Source organism: Streptomyces sp. NPDC088261 (assembly GCF_044740805.1).
Lineage (GTDB): Bacteria > Actinomycetota > Actinomycetes > Streptomycetales > Streptomycetaceae > Streptomyces.
In genome coordinates this window covers 208295-229610 of the sequence record NZ_JBIURL010000002.1, presented here as the reverse complement: position 1 = coordinate 229610, position 21316 = coordinate 208295, and the positions used below count along the sequence as shown (strand labels likewise).

General features: G+C 71.4%; 22 protein-coding genes and 2 pseudogenes. 8 read left to right on the top strand and 16 right to left on the bottom strand.

Annotated features, from left to right (window positions below; genetic code table 11):
* Positions 1 to 6: 6 nt before the first annotated feature.
* A complete protein-coding gene (locus tag ACIODU_RS04965; RefSeq protein ID WP_401763995.1) occupies positions 7 to 957 on the bottom strand; it encodes an SDR family oxidoreductase in 951 nt (316 codons plus the stop codon).
* Positions 958 to 1056: 99 nt separating this feature from the next.
* Positions 1057 to 1965, bottom strand: a complete 909-nt coding sequence (locus ACIODU_RS04960; protein WP_401763992.1) for a LysR family transcriptional regulator — start codon at positions 1963 to 1965, stop codon at positions 1057 to 1059.
* Between the two features lie 106 nt (positions 1966 to 2071).
* On the opposite strand from ACIODU_RS04960, the gene ACIODU_RS04955 reads away from it, so the two are divergent.
* Positions 2072 to 2530 carry a nuclear transport factor 2 family protein gene (locus tag ACIODU_RS04955; RefSeq protein WP_401763989.1) on the top strand — a complete coding sequence of 153 codons (459 nt, stop codon included), beginning with the start codon at positions 2072 to 2074 and terminating at the stop codon, positions 2528 to 2530.
* Positions 2527 to 3111, top strand: a complete 585-nt coding sequence (locus tag ACIODU_RS04950) for a short chain dehydrogenase (protein ID WP_356419185.1) — start codon at positions 2527 to 2529, stop codon at positions 3109 to 3111. The genes ACIODU_RS04955 and ACIODU_RS04950 overlap by 4 nt, the downstream gene beginning before the upstream one ends.
* Before the next feature lie 52 nt (positions 3112 to 3163).
* On the opposite strand, the gene ACIODU_RS04945 is transcribed toward ACIODU_RS04950, so the two are convergent.
* The 8 genes and pseudogenes from ACIODU_RS04945 to ACIODU_RS04910 all read right to left on the bottom strand — a co-directional run.
* Positions 3164 to 3673, bottom strand: a complete 510-nt coding sequence (locus tag ACIODU_RS04945) for a hypothetical protein (RefSeq protein ID WP_401763986.1) — start codon at positions 3671 to 3673, stop codon at positions 3164 to 3166.
* A gap of 200 nt (positions 3674 to 3873) precedes the next feature.
* The gene (locus tag ACIODU_RS04940; RefSeq protein WP_356419191.1) at positions 3874 to 5184 is read right to left on the bottom strand and encodes a PP2C family protein-serine/threonine phosphatase; all 1311 of its coding nucleotides are present in this window, start codon (positions 5182 to 5184) and stop codon (positions 3874 to 3876) included.
* Between the two features lies 1 nt (position 5185).
* Positions 5186 to 6430 carry an ATP-binding protein gene (locus ACIODU_RS04935; protein WP_401763982.1) on the bottom strand — a complete coding sequence of 415 codons (1245 nt, stop codon included), beginning with the start codon at positions 6428 to 6430 and terminating at the stop codon, positions 5186 to 5188.
* Entirely contained in the window at positions 6418 to 6816 is a 399-nt protein-coding gene (locus tag ACIODU_RS04930) for an anti-sigma regulatory factor (protein WP_356419196.1), read from the bottom strand. The genes ACIODU_RS04935 and ACIODU_RS04930 overlap by 13 nt, the downstream gene beginning before the upstream one ends.
* Positions 6813 to 7256: an STAS domain-containing protein gene (locus ACIODU_RS04925; RefSeq protein WP_401763979.1), complete on the bottom strand. Its 444-nt coding sequence runs from the start codon at positions 7254 to 7256 to the stop codon at positions 6813 to 6815. The genes ACIODU_RS04930 and ACIODU_RS04925 overlap by 4 nt, the downstream gene beginning before the upstream one ends.
* Positions 7253 to 8110, bottom strand: a complete 858-nt coding sequence (locus ACIODU_RS04920; RefSeq protein WP_401763976.1) for an STAS domain-containing protein — start codon at positions 8108 to 8110, stop codon at positions 7253 to 7255. Before ACIODU_RS04920 ends, ACIODU_RS04925 begins: the two co-directional genes overlap by 4 nt.
* A gap of 418 nt (positions 8111 to 8528) precedes the next feature.
* Complete coding sequence (locus ACIODU_RS04915) at positions 8529 to 8756, bottom strand: DUF6480 family protein (RefSeq protein WP_356419204.1); 228 nt, start codon at positions 8754 to 8756, stop codon at positions 8529 to 8531.
* 123 nt (positions 8757 to 8879) lie between these two features.
* A pseudogene (locus ACIODU_RS04910) lies at positions 8880 to 9026 on the bottom strand (winged helix-turn-helix transcriptional regulator); the annotation flags it as partial.
* 98 nt (positions 9027 to 9124) lie between these two features.
* Here ACIODU_RS04910 and ACIODU_RS04905 point away from each other — a divergent pair.
* Positions 9125 to 9340: pseudogene (locus ACIODU_RS04905) on the top strand (RidA family protein); the annotation flags it as partial.
* 256 nt (positions 9341 to 9596) lie between these two features.
* Here the strand turns inward: ACIODU_RS04905 and ACIODU_RS04900 are convergent.
* Both ACIODU_RS04900 and ACIODU_RS04895 read right to left on the bottom strand, forming a co-directional pair.
* Entirely contained in the window at positions 9597 to 10406 is an 810-nt protein-coding gene (locus tag ACIODU_RS04900; RefSeq protein WP_401763972.1) for a hypothetical protein, read from the bottom strand.
* Positions 10407 to 10756: 350 nt separating this feature from the next.
* Positions 10757 to 11131, bottom strand: coding sequence for a nuclear transport factor 2 family protein (locus ACIODU_RS04895; protein WP_401763969.1), 375 nt, complete (start codon positions 11129 to 11131; stop codon positions 10757 to 10759).
* A gap of 198 nt (positions 11132 to 11329) precedes the next feature.
* Between ACIODU_RS04895 and ACIODU_RS04890 the strand changes: the two genes are divergently transcribed.
* From ACIODU_RS04890 to ACIODU_RS04870, 5 genes are read left to right on the top strand one after another with little or no spacing between them, the layout of a single operon-like run.
* Positions 11330 to 12697, top strand: a complete 1368-nt coding sequence (locus ACIODU_RS04890; RefSeq protein WP_356419215.1) for a TrpB-like pyridoxal phosphate-dependent enzyme — start codon at positions 11330 to 11332, stop codon at positions 12695 to 12697.
* Between the two features lie 9 nt (positions 12698 to 12706).
* Complete coding sequence (locus ACIODU_RS04885; RefSeq protein ID WP_401763966.1) at positions 12707 to 14509, top strand: gamma-glutamyltransferase family protein; 1803 nt, start codon at positions 12707 to 12709, stop codon at positions 14507 to 14509.
* A 25-nt stretch (positions 14510 to 14534) separates the two neighbouring features.
* Positions 14535 to 15035 carry a VOC family protein gene (locus tag ACIODU_RS04880; RefSeq protein ID WP_401763958.1) on the top strand — a complete coding sequence of 167 codons (501 nt, stop codon included), beginning with the start codon at positions 14535 to 14537 and terminating at the stop codon, positions 15033 to 15035.
* Positions 15032 to 15991 (top strand): L-tyrosine 3-hydroxylase, encoded by a 960-nt coding sequence (locus tag ACIODU_RS04875; RefSeq protein WP_401763955.1) that lies wholly within the window; start codon positions 15032 to 15034, stop codon positions 15989 to 15991. The genes ACIODU_RS04880 and ACIODU_RS04875 overlap by 4 nt, the downstream gene beginning before the upstream one ends.
* The gene (locus tag ACIODU_RS04870; protein ID WP_401763952.1) at positions 15981 to 17162 is read left to right on the top strand and encodes an NAD(P)/FAD-dependent oxidoreductase; all 1182 of its coding nucleotides are present in this window, start codon (positions 15981 to 15983) and stop codon (positions 17160 to 17162) included. Before ACIODU_RS04875 ends, ACIODU_RS04870 begins: the two co-directional genes overlap by 11 nt.
* 55 nt (positions 17163 to 17217) lie before the next feature.
* On the opposite strand, the gene ACIODU_RS04865 is transcribed toward ACIODU_RS04870, so the two are convergent.
* Genes ACIODU_RS04865 through ACIODU_RS04850 form a run of 4 tightly spaced genes read right to left on the bottom strand, consistent with a single transcriptional unit; the run spans position 17218 to position 21130 of the window.
* On the bottom strand, positions 17218 to 17703 hold the full coding sequence (locus tag ACIODU_RS04865; protein WP_356419229.1) for a YbaK/EbsC family protein: 486 nt from the start codon (positions 17701 to 17703) through the stop codon (positions 17218 to 17220).
* A 1-nt stretch (position 17704) separates the two neighbouring features.
* Positions 17705 to 18322, bottom strand: a complete 618-nt coding sequence (locus ACIODU_RS04860) for a flavin reductase family protein (protein WP_401763949.1) — start codon at positions 18320 to 18322, stop codon at positions 17705 to 17707.
* Positions 18309 to 19583 carry a cation:proton antiporter gene (locus ACIODU_RS04855; protein ID WP_401763946.1) on the bottom strand — a complete coding sequence of 425 codons (1275 nt, stop codon included), beginning with the start codon at positions 19581 to 19583 and terminating at the stop codon, positions 18309 to 18311. Before ACIODU_RS04855 ends, ACIODU_RS04860 begins: the two co-directional genes overlap by 14 nt.
* A complete protein-coding gene (locus tag ACIODU_RS04850) occupies positions 19580 to 21130 on the bottom strand; it encodes a tryptophan halogenase family protein (protein WP_401763943.1) in 1551 nt (516 codons plus the stop codon). The genes ACIODU_RS04855 and ACIODU_RS04850 overlap by 4 nt, the downstream gene beginning before the upstream one ends.
* Positions 21131 to 21316 lie beyond the last annotated feature (186 nt).

Genomic DNA, 21316 nt, shown 5'->3' with positions numbered 1-21316 from the left:
AGCACGTCAGGTCGCGTCGAAGGTGACCCGGGTCAGCCGCTCCGACACGTCCCAGAGCCGGGCAGCCGCTTCTTCGGACCGGGCCGCCTTGTAGACGCTCAGCTCGGTCGGGCGGCCTGTGAACTGCCCGAAGCCGTCGGGGCCGTAGAAACGTCCGCGCCGGGCGCCGTGCCCGGTCGCCGCGTACACCGCCGGAAGCACCCCCTGCTCGACCCCGTGGACGAGGACGCCGAGGCGGGCCAGCCGGGTCATGATGGCCTCGTACGGCGACGGACGGCTGCGGCCCAGGTTGGGGCCGGACGCGTACAGGTTCGTCACGGTGGTGCCGGGATGAGCGGCGTTGCTGGTGATGCCCCACTCCCCGGCCTCGCCGCGCCGGTCCAGTTCGAGGGCGAACAGCAGGTTGGCGAGCTTGGACTGGCCGTAGGCGCCCACCGGCGAATACTTCCGCTCGCTCTGGAGATCGTCCCAGTTGATCCTGCCCGAGCGGGCGGCGCTGCTGGTGATGGTGGTGATCCGGGCCCGGCCTGCGCGCAGCAGGGGGAGGATCCGGCCGGTGAGCGCGAAGTGACCCAGGTGGTTCGTACCGAGCTGAAGCTCGTAGCCGTCCGCCGTCGTGTGGCGCGTGGCCGGTGCCATCACGCCGGCGTTGTTGACCAGGATGTCGACCGGCCGCCCCACTTCGTTCAGCTGCGCCGCGAAGGCGGCGACCGACGCCAGCGACGCGAGGTCGAGGACGCGGACGGAGACCGCGGCACCCGGCACTTCCGCCCGGATCTTCTCGGCGGACGCGGCGCCCTTGTCCGGATTCCGTACCGCTAGGACCACCTCGGCCCCCGCCCGGGCCAGCTTCCCGGCCAGCGCCAGGCCGATGCCGTCGCTCGCGCCGGTCACCACCGCGAGCCGTCCGGTCAGGTCGGGTACGGTCACATCGATCACTACGGGCTCCCTGGTCAACAGCTTTCTCGGCTGTGCCAGCGTCGCAGCGTCGGCCGGGCGCATCCATGTCGTACGAGACCCTGGACAAGCACGCCCTCCCCGAACCTCTGATCGCCGTCAGGTACGGGAAGGCATCGCGTTCGGGCACACGGCACGGCAGCTGAGGACGAAGGCGTCGACGGCGTCGTCCCGTTGGGTGCGGGGTCGGGCGACACCGATCCGGCTGTGGCTGACGCCCGTGACGGGCCGGTAGACGATGTCCGGGCGCTGGTAGAAGCGGGCGGTCGCCTCGGGGGTGAGGCTGACGCCCTGGCCGTGCGCGATCGCGTTGAGCCATTCGTCGGGATGGTGTGCGACGGCGCCGACGCGCACAGGGTGCCCCTCGCGCTCGTCGGCCGCGAGCCAGTGGTCGCGCCACTCCCCGGACTCGGCGGGAGCCGCCACGAACGGTTCGTCGTACAGGTCCCGGAACCGGATGTGGTCCTCCCCCGCGAGGCGGTGCCCCGCGGGCAGCGCGATCCAGCGCGGCTCGGTCAGCAGCACCTCTACGTCGAAGTCGCCCTGCCCGGGCACCGGCAGGCGCAGCAGCGCCACGTCGACGTCACCGGTGGCCAGTCCGGCGGTGGGGTCGGTCCATTCGGTCTGCCGCATCCGGACCCGCCAGCCGGGGCGCCGCCGGGCGAAGTCGGCGATGATCAGCGGGGTGCGCTCGTTGGCGGCGCTGGCCACGAAGCCGACCCTGAGCGTGCGCGCGGCCCGGGTGGTGGCGGCCCGGGTGGCGCGCAGCGCGTTCTCCCAGGCGGTCAGTACGGTGCCGGCGTGGGCGGCCAGAGCCTCACCGGCCTCGGTGGGGGCCATCCCGGCGCGGGAACGGACGAACAGGTCCACTCCCACCTGGGCTTCCAGCTGCCGTATCTGTTTCGTCAGCGCGGGCTGCGAGACGTAGAGGCGCTGAGCGGCCCGCGTGAGGTTGCCTTCCTCGACCACCGTGGCGAAGTACCGCAACAAGCGGGTGTCGACATCCATGCCGCCAGGTTATGGAAGCGGGTATTGGACGGCCACGGCGGGCCGGAGGGAACGTTGATCACGTGACCGGGACGGCCCGGTACCGAACACGCCGGAGGACATCCTGATGACGAGTGAAGCCGTGCCCGACCCGAAGGTCGAGGCCGTCGACCGGTTCTTCTCCGCCTACGCCGCCGGCGACGTGACTGCGATGAGCTCGGTCCTGGCTCCCGGCATCGAGTGGACCGTCCCGGGCCACCACCCGCTGTCGGGCACCAAGTCCGGACTCGGCGAAGTGGTCAGCTTCTTCGACCAGCTCGGCAAGGCGGGCTTCCGGGCCGAACCTGTGTTTCTCGGCGGCGACGGCGAGTACGTCGTCGACATCCACCGGGGCTGGACGACCCGGGGCGTGGGCCGGGTCGACACGATGTGGGCGCTGGTGTGGCACTTCGACGCCGACGGCCGGGTCGATCGCGTGGACAATCTCAGCGGTGACCAGCACCAGATGGACACCTACGTCTGGGCCAACTACCCGTTGGCCCCCCTTCCGGCCCGCCTCGCTCGGGGACGGAAGGAACCGGCATGAAGATCATTCTGATCGGGGCGACCGGCACCATCGGCCGCGCGGTCGCCGACGCGCTCACGGCCGAGCACGAGGTGGTACGGGCCTCACGCGACGGCAGTACACGGGTCGACCTGGAGATACCGGCCTCCATCGACGGCCTCTTCGCCACCGTCGGCACGGTGGACGCGGTGATCTGCTGCGCGGCCAGTGGGCGGCTGACCCCGCTCGTATCGCCTTCGGACGACGAGTTCACTCTCGGCCTGAAAGGCAAGCTGCTGGGACAGGTGGCGTTGCTCCGCCGGGCGGTGGACCACGTCAGGGACGGGGGATCCATCACCCTCACCAGCGGGACCTTTCACGAGCCCACGCCCGGCGGCTCGTTCGGCGCCCTGGTCAACGCCGGACTGGAGGCGTTCGTCCGGGCCGCGGCCGTCGAGATGCCCCGCGGGGTGAGGGTGAACGTCGTCAGCCCAGGATGGGTGTCGGAGACGCTCGAAAAGCTCGGTCGGGACCCTGGGGGAGGCACCCCGGCGAGAGACGTCGCCCACGCCTACGTCGAGGCGGTCATGGGACAAATGCGGGGACAGACCCTGACGCCGTGACCCCCACCCCGCTGCCCGGCTGCCCGGCCTGCTCCCCCGGCGCCCGCCCGGGTCAGGGGGTGACCATGATCGCCTCGATCGACCGGTTCGCACCCGTCGTGCCGACCGTGATGCGGCCGCCCGCCACCCAGCCCTGCCAGCCGTACCCGCTCAGGTGCGCGTTGGCCGCCACGCTTCCGCCCTGGGTCTGGAACTCGACGGCCTCGATCGGCAGGGACTGGCCGGTGGTGCCGATCTCCAGGGTCTCGTTGTCCCTGACGCAGACCCAGGTCTGCCAGCCGATCGTGGAGACGTGCGCACGCGCGCACAGACCGTCCATGCCGACGGTGATGAAGCGCAGCGCTTCAACGGCCTTGCCCAGACCCGTGGTTCCCGCCATCACTCCGCCGCAGGAGTACGCACTCTCCCAGCCGACGCCCGCGATGTGCGCCTGGTAGCAGAGCACGCGGTTGGCCGCCGCCCGGGTCGTACTCGTGCCCGGCTGCCCGCTCGCGGCGGCCCCGGCGGTGCCGGCCCCGACGAGCGAGCAGCTGAGAGCGAGCAGCGCGCCTGCGAGAGCCATGGTCGGTAACGTGCGCATGGGGCATCCCCTCCCGGGGGTCGGCCGGACTTCGACAACCAGCGGCGGTGCGTGCCAAGGATGTGCACCCGCCCTCCACACCGTCAACACCGCGTGTACGGTCACTCACCGCTCGAACACAATCGGACGAGCCTGCGGGAGGAGCCTCCACGACCGGTCCCGCGGTCAGGCCGTGTTCAAGGTCAGGCCGTGTTCAAGCAGGCCGCGAAGACGATGGTGTCGTCCTCCTGCTCGGCTCCGAACGCCGCCAGCAGGCTGTCGCAGAGGTCTTCGGGGTCGGTCGGGCCGGCGAGCGCCGCGAGGCGCAGGGCGTTCAACCGCTCGGACAGGTCGGTGTCGCGGGTTTCGATGAGCCCGTCGCTGATCATCAGGAGCCGGCTGCCGGACGCCGTGTCGTGCGCGGTGGCGGGGGGCTGCGGGAGGCCGATCCCGAGCAGCGGTCCGTGGTCGGAGAGGAAGGCGGCCTCGCCGTCCGGCGAGATCAGCAGCGGTGGCAGGTGGCCGGCGTTGGCGACGTGGATGCGCGCGTGGCCGGGTTCCACGAGGACGACGCACACCGTGGCCGTCCATCCCCGGTGATGGAGTCCCAGGAGGTGGTCCAGGCGTTCCAGCAGGACATGCGGAGGGTGGGCCTCGGCGGCGTAGGCGCGCAGGGCGTGGCGTAGTTCGCCCATGACGATCGCGGCCTGGAGGGAGTGGCCGACGACGTCGCCGACCGCCAGGAGGAGGCCCGCGGGGGTGGTGACGGCTTCGTAGAAGTCGCCGCCGATCTCCTTCTCGGCGGCGGCGGGCAGGTAACGTACCGCCAGCTGCGCGCCGGGGACATCGGGCAGGTGTTCCGGCAGGAAGGTGCGCTGGAGGGTCAGGGCGAGTTGGTGTTCCTCCCCGTAGAGGGCGACCACTCCCCGGTTGGTCTCTTCCAGTTCGGCGCTCAGTTCCGCGTACAGGGCCATCACGCCCTGGTTGGTCTCCACCAGTTCCGCGTTCAGGCCGGCGAGTTCGTCGCGCTGGGCCCGGGACTCCTCCAGGGCGGCCATGAGGTCCGCGGTCTGCGCCCGCAGGTCGTCCAGGGGGCCGGCGGCGGGCGCCTCGGCCCGCAGGGCCGCCCGGACGGCCTTCGCCGACGCTCTCGGGCCGGCGAAGGCCGGCAGGGCGCAGCTCACCTCGATGCGGCGGCCCGGCGACTCGGAGTGGTAGCGGGTCTGGGGCAGTAGCCGCCCGACCGCGTCGAGGGACTCCGTACTGGGGACCCGGTCGTCGGCCCAGATGAGATCGACCCGCAGCCGCAGAGACGCCTCGTCCAGCAGGAAGCACGCCGTCATCGCCGTTTCGGGGCGCAACAGGTCGCGGCCCAGTTCGCTCAACGCGGCGGCCAGCCGCACCTGGTCACGCGGTTCCAGGCCGGCGGCGACCGCGGCGGTCTTGGCCTGGCGGCGCAGGGCGAAGACGTCCTGTTCGGACACGAGTGAGACGGTCATCAAGGCGGTGGGCACGTCACCAGAGCTCCTTGGCGACCACCACGCTGGCGTCGTCGCGGCGCGTGCCGGCCTGGCGCATGAGTCCGGTCGCCAGCACGGTGGCCCGGTGGGTGAGCAGACCGGACAGGTCGGCGGGGGTCCAGCGTTCGGTGAGCCCGTCGGAGTGCATGACCAGGGCGCCGTGGGCGGGCAGCGGGTGCTCGTAGGTGCGGGGCACGTGGGTCTGGTGTCCCACGATGCCCGGATGGGACAGCAGATTGTTCCGGGTGGTCGACGTGATCAGGGCCGCGGTGATGTTGCCGATCCCGCAGAACAGCAGGCGCCCGTTGTCCGGTTCGATGCGGGCCACCGCCACCGCGGCTCCGCGTGTCCCGCGCAGGGCCCGGTGGATGTCCCGCATCGCCTGCTCGGGCAGGCGGCTGTCACTCGTACGGAAGGCCTGGACCGCCGCCTGGCCGGCGAGGGCGGCCATCGGACCGTGACCCAGCCCGTCGCAGAGCATGACCATGACGCCCTGGCCGGGGCCCGCGGCCGCGGCGCGCACGGGCACCGTACGAGACGATTCCCGCGGTCGGACCGGGGAGCGGGAGAGGCCGGGGGCGGGCGCCGGTGACGCGAGGCCGGTGAGGGCCGCCCAGCTGGTGGCGGAGGGGGTCGCGTGGGCGGCGCCGGGTGCGGTCGGGGTACGGGCGGGGTCCCGGGTCTCTCCGGTGTCGCCCTCCGGGCGGTGGGGGTCGATACGGGTGGCCCAGGCGTCCCCGCAGACCCGTTCGCCGCTGATGGGGCGGGTGAGGCCGCCCACGGCCGGCTCCCGGCCACTCAGTTCGCGGGGCACGGGGTGGGGCCAGAACCGGGCCAGCTGAACCGTCCCGTGGCCGGGCCGGGAGTGGACGTCGAAGACGTCCGCGAGCCGCCCGATCGCTCCGAGCCCGATCCCCAGGGTGCCGACGGTGGACACGCCGTCGAGCCGGGCCGCGGGCACGTCCACCATCCCGGGCCCGCTGTCGACCACGACCACCTCGACGCCCGCGGTGTCGGCCGTGCGCACCGCGCGCAGCAGGAGCGACCCGTCGACGGAGTGCTTGGCCAGGTTGGTGACCAACTCCGCGACGGCGAGGCCCAGTTCGGCGGTGCGCCGCTCACCGAGTCCGGTGCGCCGGCCCAGCGCCGCCGCGGCGCCCCGTGCGCCGTCGGCCTGGTCGCGGAACCACGCGACGTCCTCGCAGTCCACGAGGAGGGGGCCGGTTCTCACCTGGCCCACTTGGTGATCGTGACGGTGGTCCCCTGCCCGGGGGTGCTGTCCAGGAGGAAGTCGTCGACCAGCCGTCGGGAGCCCGACAGCCCGAGGCCCATGCCGTTGCCGGAGGTCCAGCCGTCGGTCAGGGCCAGATCGATGTCCTCGATGCCGGGTCCGTGATCCACGAAGGCGACGCGTACTCCGCGCCGGCCCCGCTCGGAGACCAGAGCGGCTGTCATGGTGCCGCCCCCTCCGTAGATCAGGGTGTTACGGGCCAGTTCGCTCGCGGCCGTCACCAGCTTCGTCTGCTCGACCAGCGAGAGCCGGCACTCCTGCGCCAGCGTACGGACGAGCTGGCGAGCCAGTACGACCCCGTCGTTGGCGGTGATGGACAGCTGCTGCTCGGTCACCGCGGGGCCTGGCCGGGATCTGACGTCCCGTCGTCGGCCACCGCGGCGCCGTCAAAGCCGGTGTCGGGCCCGGAGTCCAGAAGAGCCCGGGAACGTTCCAGCGCGCGCAGCCCCTTCTCCAGGGTCAGCGCGGTGGTCACACCCCCCAGCGACAGACCCAGCTCGACCAGCGTGATCGCCACGGCCGGTCTCATGCCCACCACGACGGTCTCCGCGTCCAGCATGCGCGAGATGGAGGCGATGGTGGACAGCATCCGGCCGACGAAGGAGTCGACGATCTCCACCGCGGTGATGTCGATCACCACACCGTGCGCCCCGGTCTCCACGACCTTCGCGGCCAGATCGTCCTGCAACAGCATGACGGCGTGGTCGTCCAGGTCGGTCTGGATCGACACCAGCAGAACCTGGCCGATGCGCAGGACCGGCACCCGCTCGCTCATCGGCCCAGCCCGTTCTTCCCGCCGGCGGACAGGGTGGTGCCCGAGCGGCGCAGCGCGTGCCGCAGGGCGTCCGCGAGCGTGGCCTTGGTGGTGATGTCGCCGAAGTCGATGCCCAGGGCGACGATGGTCTGCGCGATCTGGGGCCGGATACCGGAGATGGTGCACTCCGCGCCCATCAGCCGGGCGGCGACGACCGTCTTCAGCAGGTGCTGGGCGACCTCGGTGTCCACCGCCGGGACACCTGTGATGTCGATGATGGCCTGCTCGGAGCCCGTGTCGATGAGGGCCTGGAGCATCTTCTCCATCACGACCATCGTGCGCGCCGAGTCCAGGGTGCCCACCAGCGGAACGCCGATCACGCCGTCCCAGAGCTTGACCACGGGGGTGGACAGCTCCAGCAGCTGCTCGGCCTGGGCGCTGATCAGTTCCTCGCGCGCCTGTGTGTAGGTCTCGATCGTGAACAGCCCCAGGCTGTCCAGAAGACGGGACAACTGGAGGTAGGCACGCAGATCCTCGCTGTCGCCGTCGGCGAGCGCCGGCTCCAGGACGGTCTTCAGCGCGAGGATGCTGATCGCCGTCTCCGACGGGGTGAAGCCCTGGCGGGCCCGGTTGCGGGACAGCTCGGTGAGGAGCGCGCGCACCTCGCCGAACGCTTCGCCGTGCGCGTCCAGGGTCCCGTGGCCCAGGGCGTCCAGCAGAGCGGTGTACAGCTCACGCAGTTCCTGTTCGACCTCGCTGCGGCTGACACGCCCACCCAGGGAGCCGGATACCTCCACCACCCAGTTCGCGGCGAAATCGTCGCCACCACCGGACAGCAGGGCCACCAGACGCCCCGTAACGTTTTCACCAGCCACAACGCACATCCTTGCTCGATATGAAGACCTACAGCCTCCCGAACACTAGGCCATCCGTGGAACTTCGCGGCACTGGCCTCGTGATCTCCGGCGTCTACCCGCCGGCGCCACGTCGAAGAGTCGTCGCGGGGCGAAAGGTGTACGCCAATGACCGGGCCCCCCGCTCACACTGATCACGGCCACCGCGAAGGGCCGGCCGACCGGCCCCCGAGTGGTCCCAAGAAGGCAGCTTGGCGCGTTCGATCCGTCAACGAGGCTGTGAGGGGAGAGAGGTGGCCTCCTGTCGGAGGCTTCGAGAGTCGGGCCGCGCTCGGATCTCGGTGCACCCGGCTGTGCTGCGACGGGCTCGTGCCCATGTGCTCACCGCGCCGCTTCGCGATCAGCTTGCGGTCCTCGTCGTCACGTGTCCCCTATACGTTTATACGTCCAGGAGCACGGCGTACGCCACGAAGAATCCGGCTATGAGAACGACGACGATCCCGATCGCGATCAGGGGGCCCGCGGCCCAGCCTTTCGGCGGAGCGTGCCTGGGCCCCGCCTCGGACGTGCTGCCCTCCGCCGGAGGAGTCTCGCCGGGCGGCACACCTCCGCCGGGTTCGAGACCGGGGGTGGAGTCGGGATCGGGGTCCGGATTGGCGGCGCTCATACGTCCATGCTGCGCCGAGCCGGTCACTCCAGCACCCCGAACGCCGTGCGACTCGACCAGCCGCTCCGGCCTCCAGCAGGGGCGGGGGCAGGTAGAACTACAGCGGTAAATCGTGATCAGCCGTCAGCCGTCGAAGCGGTGGCGGGCGGTCTCGATGTGCCCGAAGTGGCGGTGCGTCCAGTCGCACATTCCCTACGGGGGGACGGTGGGGTGCACGTTTCTCTCGACCAGGCCGTTGCGCTCAAGCATGCGCAGGTCTTGGGTGAGCATGGGGTTGCCCGGTCACTGAAAAGTGCGTTCTTCCACGTCAGCGGCCGCTCTCTTACAGTTCCCGGGTAACCACAAGAGACCGAAACGCCTTGGTTGGCAACATCGGCACCGCCCTGGCCGAGGCCGGCGGTTCCTTCCACGACGTGGCGAAACTGACCTTCTACGTCGTCGACTGGACCCCCGACAAAATGCCTTCGCTGCTGGAGAAAATTTCCCGGGCGGCCGCGGAGCTGGGATTCACCACGGCCCCGCCGGCCACGCTGCTGGCCGGCCACGCTGCTGGGTGTGGCGGCCCTGGACACCCCGTCCGCATCCGTCGCAGCGGCCCGGTTCCCGGGTGGGGCATCCGAGCTCTGCGGCGGCCGCGGCCCGCTCCGCGTTGGTCGTCGCTCACGCGAGCACCCTCGCGCGGGGCGCCGTGACGATCGAGGTCCCGCACAGGGTGCCGTCATGGGTCGTACAGCCTGGGCGACCGTGTACGGCCGGCGCCCAGGTCATGCGCTTCGGCCGGCACACGCGACACCCACCGGCGAGCGCGGAGCGTAGCGCGGAAGGTACGCCGTGACCGGCTCACACACCACCGCCGCAGCCACCACCGCAGCCGCCGCCGCACGAACTGGACGCGCCGACACCGCCGTCGGTGGCCCAGCCGGAGGCGCGGGCGGAACCCGTACCGGCGACCCGCGGCGCCTCCGGGACGCGCACCCCGGCGTCGGCAATGCAGCGTGCGCACAGCACGTCGAACTCGGGCCACCGCTCCGGTCCTTGAAGCCCGTCCGCCTTCGCGAGCCAGGCCGCCACCGGCACATGCACGGCCAGAGCGATCATGAACCAGAACCCGTCCGCGTCCGGCTCGCTGGTGTAGAAGCCGATGCCCAGGACAAGGACGGCGGCCAGACCGCACACCGCGGCCCACCCTTCCCTCGCGCCGGGCACGTCGCCCCACCGGCGAGTGGGGAGGGTACGCCGTGCCGTGAGCCGCAACTCGGAGCGGAAAGCCGGGAAGCGGGGCGAGGCTGTCACCTCCTCCAGAGTGCCGTTCTCCCCGGCGTCGTCAACGGCCGCCCGCAGAGACTCCAGCAGAGGATGCGTCTCCGGCTGGGTCTTCCTGACCGACCGGCGCCGGCCGCGGGCGGGGCGGGGCACTGGGGAGAGCAGCAGCATCCCGGCCTGCGTGGCGGCCCGTTCTCCCTCAAGGTGATACATGGCGAGAACGGGCTTGGCGGCGCCCGTCTCGAAGAAGCGTCCGACGTGCCGACGGTCGCGCCGCAGCACGTGGCGGAGGCGGAGCAGCGAGTACGCCATGAACAGCGTGAAGCCGCCCACCCAGACCAGCGCGAAGGCCCAGAAAGTCGGTAAGTCCCCCAAAAAGCCTGGCATCCGTCGTCCCCCGTCGATTCCCCGGTCTGTCGGGTTGTCGAGCACCTGCTCGCCCTGGCTTCCAGAGTGACAGAAACGGCTCATTCCGCACAGATGCCCATCAGATTTACCTCCGCTCCCACCAGCGGGCCGTGGCCCCGCCGTCAGCCGACCGGCCTGCGCTACACCCTCGTGCGGTACGGCGCCTCTGCGTCGGCGCAGGCCAGCGCGCAGGCCGACGCCGGCCAGGAACCGGCAGACGGGCCTGGCCGCGAGGTTCACGTCGATCCGGGCAAGGTCCGGCGGCTCGGTGGTCCCCGCGACCCTCGCCCGGGGCGCGGCACCCCACCGCCTCCCGTCCCGCCTCGCCCCTACCGCTTCGCCGTGGCCTGATGGGCCAGCACCTTCCACTTCTCCTCGACCCGGACCCACACCCCCAGCGAGCGGTTGGCCAATTCCCTCCGTATTCCCCCTGCCGTCATGTCCACGCTCATATCGCCGATTACCACGGCTGTGTCGCCGACCACGGTGACGCTGTCCGTGACGTGATCGATGCGGTGGTAAACGAAATAAGCGCTTTCGCATTTCTCGACGAACGAATCGAGCGTGTCCAGGGTTCCGCTCGAATGTGTGTAGACGAGATCGGGATGAGCAAGATCCCTGAACTCGGCGAGGTCACCGTCCACGATCGCGCGGAAACGGCGATTCTCCAGTTCACGTACGGCCTCCTCGTCAGCTGCGGCCATGCCTTGCCTCCACCTCGCGTCCGGCGACCTTCCCGCGCCAGTCTGCATGTCCGCCCCGTGGGAGTCGTGCCTCTTTCGGCCTAGTCCGATCTGCGGAGCCCGTTTCCGTCGAACAAGCAGAAAAGGCGAGGCTGGCCGACTTTCTCCCCTTCTACGATTCTGCATAAGGAATGGCCCGGCTCTCGAAGGGAACCACCGGTGTTGAAGCGAGTCCTGCTTTCCGAGACCGATCTGCCCGACCGCTGGTACAACATCCTCCCCGATCTGCCCGCACCGCTGCCCGGCCCGCTCAACCCGGTGACGATGGCCCCCCTGCAACCCGGCGATCTGGCCGACCTGCTCCCGCAGAAGGTCATCGAGCACGAGTTCACCCAGGACCGCTGGGTGGAGATCCCGGAGCGGGTGCGGGACGTCTACAAGATCTGGCGGCCCTCCCCGCTGGTCCGCGCCGAGCGGCTGGAGCGCGCGCTCGACACCCCGGCGCACATCTACTTCAAGTTCGAGGGTGTGTCCCCCTCGGGCTCCCACAAGCCGAACACAGCCGTCGTCCAGGCGTACTTCGCCGCCGAGGAAGGTGTGCGGAGGCTGACGACGGAGACCGGGGCGGGGCAGTGGGGATCGGCGCTGTCGTTCGCCGGCGCGCTGTTCGGGCTGGAAGTCAACGTCTACATGGTCCGCGCGTCCTTCGAGCAGAAGCCGTACCGCAAGTCGCTGATGCAGAGCTGGGGCGCCCAGGTCTTCGCCTCGCCCACGCAGCGCACCGAGGCCGGGCGCCAGATCCTCGACAAGGACCCGGAGTCACCCGGCAGCATCGGCATCGCCATCAGCGAGGCCGTGGCAGACGCGTTGAGCCGGGACGACACCAAGTTCGCGCTGGGCTCCATCATGAACAACGTGCTGCTGCACCAGACCGTGATCGGTCTGGAGGCCAAGAAGCAGATGGAGATCATGGGCGAGTACCCCGACGTCGTGATCGGCTGCGTCGGCGGCGGCTCCAACTACGCCGGTCTCGCCTACCCGTTCCTCCAGGACCGGCTCAGCGGCGAGCGCCCCCGGACCCGGTTCGTCGCCGCCGAACCGGAGGCATGCCCCACCCTCACCCGGGGCAAGCTGGCCTACGACTACCCGGACACCGCCGGCCTGACCCCGCCGCTGTACATGCACACCCTGGGCCACGAGTTCATCCCCGGCTCGATCCATGCCGGTGGCCTGCGCTACCACGGCGACGCGCCCAGTCTGTGCCTGCTGAAGGAGCACGGGCTGGTGGAGGCTCGGGCCTTCGCACAGACCGAAATCTTCGACGCGGCGATCCAGTTCGCGCGCAGCGAGGGCTTCGTCATCGCCCCCGAGTCCTCCCACGGGCTCAAGGCGGCGCTCATCGAGGCGCTGGCCGCGCGGGAGGCGGGCGAGGAGCGGGTCGTGCTGTTCAACATCTCCGGGCACGGCAACTTCGACCTGGCCGCCTTCGACTCCTTCCTCGCCGGGACGTTGAAGAACCCGACGGTCACGGACGAGCAGATCGCGGCGAGCCTGAGCGACCTGCCGACGCCCGCCGCCTCGGCCTGAGGCGCGGTCGTGACGACGCGTCCCGAGCTGCGGGGCACCTTCGGCGCGGTCTCCTCGACGCACTGGCTGGCATCGGCGGCGGGCATGGCGACCCTGGAGGCGGGCGGCAACGCCTTCGACGCCGCCGCCGCGACCGGCTTCGTCCTCCAGGTGGTCGAACCCCATCTGAACGGGCCCGCCGGTGACGTCCCGATCCTCTTCTTCGACGCGGCTTCGGGGCGCGCCCAGGTGATCTGCGGGCAGGGCCCGATGCCCCTGGCGGCGACAGCGGAGGCGTTCCGAGCCCTGGGCCTACCCCGGATCCCCGGCTCCGGGCTGCTCCCGGCCACCGTCCCCGGCGCGTTCGGGGCCTGGCTGAAGCTGCTGGAGCAACACGGCACCCTGCGCCTCGCGCAGGTCCTCCGGTACGCCGTCGGCTACGCGGCGGACGGTTACCCGGTCCTGCCCAAGGCCGCCGAGGCCATCGGCGTCCTGGCCGAGTTGTTCCGCGACCAGTGGCCGGAGTCCGGCCGTACCTACCTGGTCGACGGCGCCCCGCCCCGCCCCGGCTCCCGGCTGCGCAACCCGGCGCTGGCCGAAACCTACCGGCGGATCCTCAAGGAGGCCGAGGCCGCAGGACCCGGCCGCGAACAGCAGCTACGCGCCGCCCACCAGGCGTTCTACGGCGGTTTCGTCGCCGAGGCCGTCGACGCGCACCTGCGCACCGACGTCCTGGACGCCACCGGCCGCCGCCACCGGGGACTCCTCACCGGCGACGACCTCGCCCGTTGGGAGCCGCGCACGGAGGATACCGTCAGCCGCGCCTACCGGGGCCTGGAGGTGCACAAGCCGGGCCCCTGGTCGCAGGGCCCGGTCTTCCTCCAACAACTCGCCCTGCTGGAGGGCTTCGACCTCACGGCCATGGACCTGGACGGCGCCCAGCACCTGCACACCGTCATCGAGTGCGCCAAACTCGCCTACGCGGACCGCGAAGCCTGGTACGGCGACCCGGACTTCACCGACGTACCGCTGCCCACCCTGCTCTCCGACGCCTACGCCGACGACCGCCGACGCCTGCTCGGCGACCACGCCTCCGACCGCCTGCGGCCCGGTGCCCCGGACGGCAGGACACCGTGGATCCCGCCCCTGGACCGGGCGGACCCACCCGGAGGGCCGTACTGGCAGGGGCAGTTGTACGACGGGCTGCCCACCGTCGTCGCCCCGGTCGTGGCGGCAACCGAGGCACGCGGCGACACCTGTTGTCTGACGGTCACCGATCGGCACGGCAACATGGTCGCCGCGACGCCCAGCGGCGGCTGGCTGAAGAGTTCCCCGGTAGTGCCGGGGCTCGGCTTCCCCCTGGGCACCCGGGGCCAGATGGCGTGGCTGGAGGAGGGTCACCCCAACTCCCTGGCACCGGGCAAACGGCCCCGTACGACGCTGAGTCCGACTCTCGTCGTACGGGAGGGCCGGGCGCGGCTGGCGTTCGGTACACCGGGCGGGGACCAGCAGGACCAGTGGACGCTGGGCTTCTTCCTGGCCCACACCGACTTCGGGCTCGACCTCCAACAGGCCGTCGAGACCCTCGCCTTCCATTCCGAGCACGTCCCGTCCTCGTTCACGCCCCGCACCCACCGGCCCCTCGCCGTACGGATCGAGAGCCGCCGCTCCGACGAGGCCGCGGCCGGCCTCGCCCGGCGCGGGCATGACCTGGTGTCCGTCCCGGACTGGTCGCTGGGCAAAGTGTGCGCCGTGGGTGTCGAGCCGGGCGACGGACTGCTGCGCGCCGCCGCGTCACCGCGTGGCGGACAGGCGTACGCCATCGCGCGATGAACCACTCGAAAGGATTCCCGAACCCGTGTCCCTCCCCGTAGACGTCACGTCACCGCCCGGCACCGCCCTACAGGCCGGACTGCACCACCTGGCGGTCGAAACGGCCGACCTCGACAACTGTGTCGCGTGGTACACCGAGTTCTTCGGCGGCACCGCCGCCTGGTCCATCGACACCTTCTCTGACCTGACTCGCGACCGGCTGCCCGGCATCACCCGGCTCACCGAGGTGGTCGCCGCCGGCACCCGCTTCCATGTGTTCACCCGCTCCGCCTCCTACACCCGCCCGCATCCGGACACATTCCAGTTCCAGCACGTGTGCCTGACCGCCGCGACGGCGGAGGAACTACGGCGATGGCGGGACCACTGGCAACGGCTGTACGCCTCCGGACGCTATGTGTTCGCCTGCCCGGAGCCCCCGACGGAGATCGTCGTGGACTCCGACGGGGTGAGCAGCTTCTACGCCTACGACGTCAATGGGCTCGAGTACGAGTTCACCCACATACCGGCGGAGGCCGAGGGACGGTGAGCGCGCTGGACGGCACCTCTACCGCCGGGCTGCTGGAGGCAGGCGTCACCGAGTTCGGCGGCCGCGCCTACGGGCTCGAACCCCTGGTGCTGCCGACCGACCCGGTGCACAGCAGCGGTGACGGTCAACTGATCCGGCGGTACGCGGAGTTGCTCGGTCCGGGTCCGGACACGGGGGCGAGGTCCTCGGCCGGCCCAGGGCCGGCGGACTCCGCCGAGCAGTTGTTCTGGTTCCGGTGGATCACCGGCCACCAGCTCACCTTCATGCTGTGGCAGGAGCTGGGACGGCGGGCCGCGGGGACCGCCCCGGCGCCGCCGGACGAGGTGGACTCGGCAGCCCGGCTGGTGCGCGGCTACTCGGCGATGCTGCTGTACACGGCGTCCTGCACCCGGGACGTGTACCACCGGGTCATCCGCCCGAGCATGGCCCTGCACCACCCCGCGTTCAGCGGTGCCTGGGCCCGCGACTACGGCCCCGTACGGACCGTGTTGCGGGGCCGGCTGCCCGCCGCCTGGGAGGGTCGGGCCGACACCCTGATAGAGGAGTGCGCGCTCAACGAGGCCGTGCACGAGGGCATCGCCCTCAAGCTGGTGCCCGACGCGCCCTCGCTGCTCCAGTCGTCGGCGAGCCAGAGCAGGCCTCTGCCGCGCGACGTCCGAGCGACTCTGTTCGACACCTATTTCCTGACCCTGCGCGCGCCCTGCTCGCCTACCGAGGTCGCGGCCCAACTCCTGCGCCGGGTAAGGGCGGTGTGCGACGACCTGGCGGCCAACGGCCTGTACCCGGCGTACGCCTCCAGCCGGACCGAGAAGCCGGACGCGCTGCGCGCGGAGCGGGTCGAGGAGATCGAGCACACCGTCCGCCGGCTCCTGGGGAGGATCGCCCGCGACTCCGTGTGGCGATCCTCCCCCACCTCCACCCGCCCGTTGGAAGGAAGCGGTTCCCATGGCACATGACGTGATCGTGGTCGGCGGCGGTATCGCGGGCTGTGCCGCCGCCGAGCGGCTGGCCGGGCAGGGGCTGAGCGTGCTGCTCCTGGAGCGCGGCGCCCTGGCGGGCGGGGCAACCGGCCGCAACCAGGGCGGTCTGCTGCCGAGCCCGGTGCCGGCCTGCGGCGCGCTGTTCGCCGAGGCCATCGCCTTCTACGAGGAGACCGCGCGCGAGAGCGAGGTGTCCTTCCGGTTCCGTCCACACGGCTATCTGCTGGTCGCGAGCGACGAGGAGGACCTGGTCCGGGCCCGCGGCCACGGTCAGGGACTGTCCGACGCGGGCTTCCCGACGCACGAGATCGGTCCGGACGAGCTGCGCGACCTGGAACCCGGCCTCGCACCCGACCTCGCGGGCGCGGTGGCGGTCGAGGGGGCGCACGCCCTGCACCCGGTGCTGGCCGCCGTGGCCATGGCCGGGCGGGCCGCCCGCGCGGGCGCCGAGATCCGCACGCACACACCGGTCCGGGGCCTGACAACGGACGGCGACCGGATCACCGGCGTGGTCACGGACACTGGTCCACTGGCCGCGGGGGCGGTGGTGCTCGCGGCGGGGCCGTGGGCGCGGAGCCTGGCCCAGCAGGCCGGGAGCGACGTACCGGTCTTCGGCGCGCGCGGCTGGCTGGTGCGCACCGCGCCGGTCACGGACACCGTGTTCCGTCACACGCTCATGCAGTCCACCTGGCACGGCCCGGTCGGCCTGAAGCGGAGCGGCCCGCCGTTGCTGACCGATGTCGCCGGCCCCGCGACCACGGCCACCCAGGTGGTCTTCTCCCTCCAGCCGCTGCCCAGCGGGGAGGTGGTGCTCGGCTCCAGCAGCGGCCCGGCGCTCCAGCCCGACGACGTACGGGACGGCGCGGAGGCGGTGCAACTGATCGCGGCGGCAGCCGCCCGGCACGCCCCGGTGCTGGCCAAGACACCGGTGCGGGCGGCGTGGTCGGGGGTGCGCCCGATGTCCCCGGACGGCCTGCCCATCGTCGGCCCGGCGCTCGGCGCACCGGGGCTGTGGCTGCTCACCGGCTTCGGCATCGACGGCATGCCCCTGGCGCCCGGCACGGCCCGGCTGCTGACGGAGCATCTGGTGTCGGGGCGCTGTCCGGCGGGGGCGGAGCCGTTCGCGCCGGGGCGGTTCGACGGCTGAGGATGTGCGGAAGGCGGTGCGGGCCGGACAGCCGGTCCGCACCGCCTTCAACGGTTCACGAGGACAGTTCCTCGATCTTCGGCTCCACCAGTTCGATCAGTTGCGCCGCCTCAATCCGCACCGTCCGATCCGCTCGTCCGCTGCCGCAGTACACGGTGCCCATGCGGGTCACCGACTCGTCGAAGACGGTCACGACGCCGGTCCGGGCACACACCGGGCTCGCGCCACCCGGTTCCATGCCCAGGAGGCTCAGCTCGTCGGGTTCAGCCTGGCGGAGTTTGGAGCGGGAGACGCCCGCCGCGCGGGCCAGCCGGCCGTAGTGGACGCGGCCGGTGACGGGCAGGGCGGCGAGGACGAAACCGCCGTCGGCCGTCCTGAAGACCATGGTCTTCAGTAACTGCTCGGTGGCGAGGCCGAGTTTGGTCTCGGCGTCCGTCTGTCCCACGATCGGAACGTGGTCGAGGACCGTGAACGGAACCCCCGAGGTGCGGAGCACCTCCTCTGGCGACTGGACACCGGTGGACTTCTCGGGCTGCGACATTTTACTCCTCGTCGAGTGGCGCCGGCCAGGGCCGACCGGGGTCCGCCACGCTATCGCCCGACGGCCATATCGCATACCGGCGCAACCCGTACAACAGCGGGGCGCGTTGGGGCCCGGCGCCGACGCTGACTCGCTCCACCCGGCCGAACACGACGGTGTGGTCGCCGACCCGTCGCACGCCTTCGACCCGGCAGTCGCCCACGGCGTGCGCGGCGTCGCGCAGGTGCGGGCCGGCGGCCGTCGCGTCGGGCAGATGCCAGGCGGTCCGGTGGAAGCGGTCCGGGTCGCCGGAGGCGAAGAGTTCCGCGACGTCCCGGGCGGAGTGGTGCAGCAGGTTGACGCTGAACGTCCCGGCGCGCTCCAGTGCGCCCAGGGTGGGGCTGCCGCTGCGCACGCACACCAGGAGCGTGGGCGGGTCGAGGGAGACACTGCACAGGGATGAGCAGGTCATCCCCCAGGGCCGGCCGGCGTCATCCAGAGCTCCGATCACCGCGACGCCGGTCGGGAACAGGGACATCAGCGCCCTGAAGTCGCCTTCACCCGCGCTCGTCTCCTCAAACCCGACGGTTTCCCGAGGGGTGGCTGTTTCCCGGGGAGCGGCCGTGTCAGGCGTCGTCATGGGACAGCTCCTCGAACGCGGGTCGGGGCGGGATGCCGGGGTGGGGGTGACGGTGGTCCGCGTACGAAAGCAGCGGGCCGGTGGCGGCCGTGGTCACCAGCGCCATCAGCACCAGCGAGAGGAAGAGCCCGGAGGAGAGGATGCCGGCCGACAGCCCGGCCTGAAGGACGGCGATCTCCGTCAGGCCGCGGGTGTTCATCAGCACCCCGAAACGCAGCGCCGTCCCGGTCGTCAGCCCTGCGGCACGCGCACCTGCGTAGCCGCCGCCCAGTTTGGCCGCCGTGGCGAGCAGCAGGACCAGGGCGAGGGTCAGCCAGGAGAAACCGTCAGGACCGTGGGTGGACATCTGGAGGCCGGTCGTCACGAAGAATACCGGGACGAGCAGCAGCCCGTACCTCTCCACGGTCCCGACGGCCTTGGTGCGCGGCCCCTGTGCACCGTCCCGGGGGACGGCGAGCCCGACCAGGACCGCGCCGAAGATCGCGGTGAGCCCCGCCCGCTCGGTGGCCAGGGCAGCGCCGACCGCGAGCGCGCCCAGCAGGAGCACGGCGGCGACCGGCCGGCGGCCGCAGAATCTGCCGACGCCCGCCCGGACGAGCAGGCGCCGCAGCAGGACGGCCGCCACCACCCCGCCCACGATCACCGCGACCGCCCGGACGAGCTGCCCGCCGCCCCCCGCCGCGGTGGCCAGCGCGGCGGTCAGGACCAGCCAGGTCAGGGCGTCGATGCCGACGGCGACGAGGAGGGAGAGCCGGCCCGGGGTCGTGTTCACGAGCCCCCGGTCGGTGAGGATCCGCGCCAGCACCGGCACAGCGGTGACGGCGAACGCGGCGGCGAGCAGCAGGAGCAGCGCCGCGGTGGGCGCCGTACCGCGCTCCCCGGGGACGTCACGCCAGTGGACCCAGACCGCCAGCAGCACCCCGGCCAGCAGCCCCGGCAGCAGGGAGCCCGCCAGCAGCCAGCCGTACGAGCGGGGCGACACTTCGTCGCGGGGCGGCCGTGCGCTGTGCCCGACACCCGTCAGGTACAGCGCGAGACCGGCCAGGCCGAGGGTGTGCAGATGGTCGGTGACGTCGGCCGGCAGCAGAGTGTCGACGACGTCGGACCCGGCCCCCATGGTCAGCAGAGGGACGACGACCAGGCCGAGGGTGATCTCCCCGATGACGGGCGGCTGGCCTGCCAGGACCGCCGCACGGCGGGCCGGCCGGGCCACCAGGAGCACCACGGCCAGCACCGCCAGGGTGTGCAGGGCGAGCGTCATCGGCGCAGCCTCGCGAGGTACTCCACCTGACTGGGCAGGGTGTCGACCAGCTTCCGCGCCTGTTCCCTGACCCGGGTCAGCTCTGCCCGTGCGGCACGGGCGTCGACCAGGTCCAGCGCGGGCGGGTGGTGCAGCGGGATGCCGCCGAGGCCGAGGGCCATGCAGACGTAGCTGTAGGGCTCGAAGGCATGGTAGTAGGGGTAGGTGGTGTCGTTGTCGGGGAGTTTGCTCTGCCACTGTTCGAGGCGTGAGGCCATGTCGTCGGGGATCGCGCGCTTCTTGGCGTCGCGCCAGTACTCGTTGTCGGCACGGGCGGCGCCCCGGTAGTGCAGGATCAGGAACTCGCGGACGCCCTCGATAGCGCGGGCCGTGCTGAGGTTGTAGGTATCGCGCAGCACCGGGTCGCGGTTGGTGCCGGGGAAGTACCTGACGAGTTGTTCGATGGCGTGCTGGATGAGGAAGATCCCGGTCGACTGCAAGGGTTCGACGAACCCGGCGGCGAGTCCGATGCCCACACAGTTGTTGACCCAGGCCCGCTGCGAGCGGCCGATCCGCATCCGGATGTGGTTGGCCTCCAGGTCGGTCGCGGCGGGCCCGACGAAGTCGCGCAGGACGCGCTCGGCCTCCTCCGGTTCGCAGTAGTCGCTCGCGTAGACGTATCCGGTGCCGACCCGGTCGTACAGCGGGATCGTCCAGATCCATCCGGCGTCCTGGGCGGTGGCCGTGGTGCAGGGCCGGATGCCCTGGGCCACGGTGTCGACGGGGACCCGCAGGGCGACCGCGCGGTCGTTGGGGAGGGCGTCCTGGAAGGAGACGAACGGCTCGTCCAGGGCGTCGCCGAGCAGCCGGCTGCGGAAGCCGGAGCAGTCGACGTAGAGGTCGGCGGTCAGCTCGCCGTGCTCGCGGGTGACGAGGCCCTCGATCCAGCCCTGCTCGTCGAGGCGTACGTCGACGACGTCGTCGATGATCCGGTGGACGCCGCGCCGAACGGCGTAACGGCTGAGGAAGTCGGCGAGGAGGGAGGCGTCGAAGTGGTAGGCGTAGGGGAACTGGGTGTTCTGCTCGGCGAGCGTGGTCCGGTAGAGCGGACGGTCGGGGTCCTCGTCGAAGTTTTGCTCGAACAGTCGATGGTCGAGGTACCGCGGGGACGCCTTGGCGTCGCAGAGCCAGGGGATGAGGAAGCAGTCTCGGTCGAAACGGCTCGTCTCACCCACCTTCTGCCACCAGTCGGTGAGCGGTATCCCGTCGACGACCCGCATCCGTTCGAACGGGTGGTAGAAGTACGTGCCTGGTGCCCGCCAGTTCTCCAGACGTACCGCCAGTTTGTACGTGCCGTTGCACTCGGGCATCCAGTCGGCCTCGCTGAGGCCCAGATAGTCGAAGAAATGACGGACCGTGCTGAAGGTGGCCTCCCCCACCCCGATGGTGCCGATCCGCCCGGACTCCACCACGGTGACGTCGACGCTGTCTGCGAAGGCCGCCCGCAGGTAGGAGGCCGTCATCCACCCAGCCGTGCCGCCACCCAGGATCACCACGCTCTGTGTCATGACTCGTGACCCTAAGCGGGGTCGGCGGGCGGTTTCTTCGGCAGTTCGGCTGGATCGCGGCGGCCCCGCGCACCGAACGAGCTAGGCCTAAAGGACCAGCTCCTGCCTTATGCACTTGACAAGTAAATATGGCGAAAAACAGAGCCTCGCCGACCCGGGGTCGTGAGGCAAGATGAGGAGCTGTTC

Excerpts from the sequence above, each read along its gene's own strand:
- ACIODU_RS04850 (WP_401763943.1), bottom strand. The coding sequence starts at position 21,130 with ATGACACAGAGCGTGGTGATCCTGGGTGGCGGCACGGCTGGGTGGATG.
- ACIODU_RS04925 (WP_401763979.1), bottom strand. The coding sequence starts at position 7,256 with ATGAGCGAGCGGGTGCCGGTCCTGCGCATCGGCCAGGTTCTGCTGGTG.
- ACIODU_RS04860 (WP_401763949.1), bottom strand. The coding sequence starts at position 18,322 with ATGACGACGCCTGACACGGCCGCTCCCCGGGAAACAGCCACCCCTCGG.
- ACIODU_RS04865 (WP_356419229.1), bottom strand. The coding sequence starts at position 17,703 with ATGTCGCAGCCCGAGAAGTCCACCGGTGTCCAGTCGCCAGAGGAGGTG.
- ACIODU_RS04950 (WP_356419185.1), top strand. The coding sequence starts at position 2,527 with ATGAAGATCATTCTGATCGGGGCGACCGGCACCATCGGCCGCGCGGTC.
- ACIODU_RS04955 (WP_401763989.1), top strand. The coding sequence starts at position 2,072 with ATGACGAGTGAAGCCGTGCCCGACCCGAAGGTCGAGGCCGTCGACCGG.
- ACIODU_RS04895 (WP_401763969.1), bottom strand. The coding sequence starts at position 11,131 with ATGGCCGCAGCTGACGAGGAGGCCGTACGTGAACTGGAGAATCGCCGT.
- ACIODU_RS04855 (WP_401763946.1), bottom strand. The coding sequence starts at position 19,583 with ATGACGCTCGCCCTGCACACCCTGGCGGTGCTGGCCGTGGTGCTCCTG.
- ACIODU_RS04945 (WP_401763986.1), bottom strand. The coding sequence starts at position 3,673 with ATGGCTCTCGCAGGCGCGCTGCTCGCTCTCAGCTGCTCGCTCGTCGGG.
- ACIODU_RS04870 (WP_401763952.1), top strand. The coding sequence starts at position 15,981 with ATGGCACATGACGTGATCGTGGTCGGCGGCGGTATCGCGGGCTGTGCC.
- ACIODU_RS04960 (WP_401763992.1), bottom strand. The coding sequence starts at position 1,965 with ATGGATGTCGACACCCGCTTGTTGCGGTACTTCGCCACGGTGGTCGAG.
- ACIODU_RS04900 (WP_401763972.1), bottom strand. The coding sequence starts at position 10,406 with ATGCCAGGCTTTTTGGGGGACTTACCGACTTTCTGGGCCTTCGCGCTG.
- ACIODU_RS04915 (WP_356419204.1), bottom strand. The coding sequence starts at position 8,756 with ATGAGCGCCGCCAATCCGGACCCCGATCCCGACTCCACCCCCGGTCTC.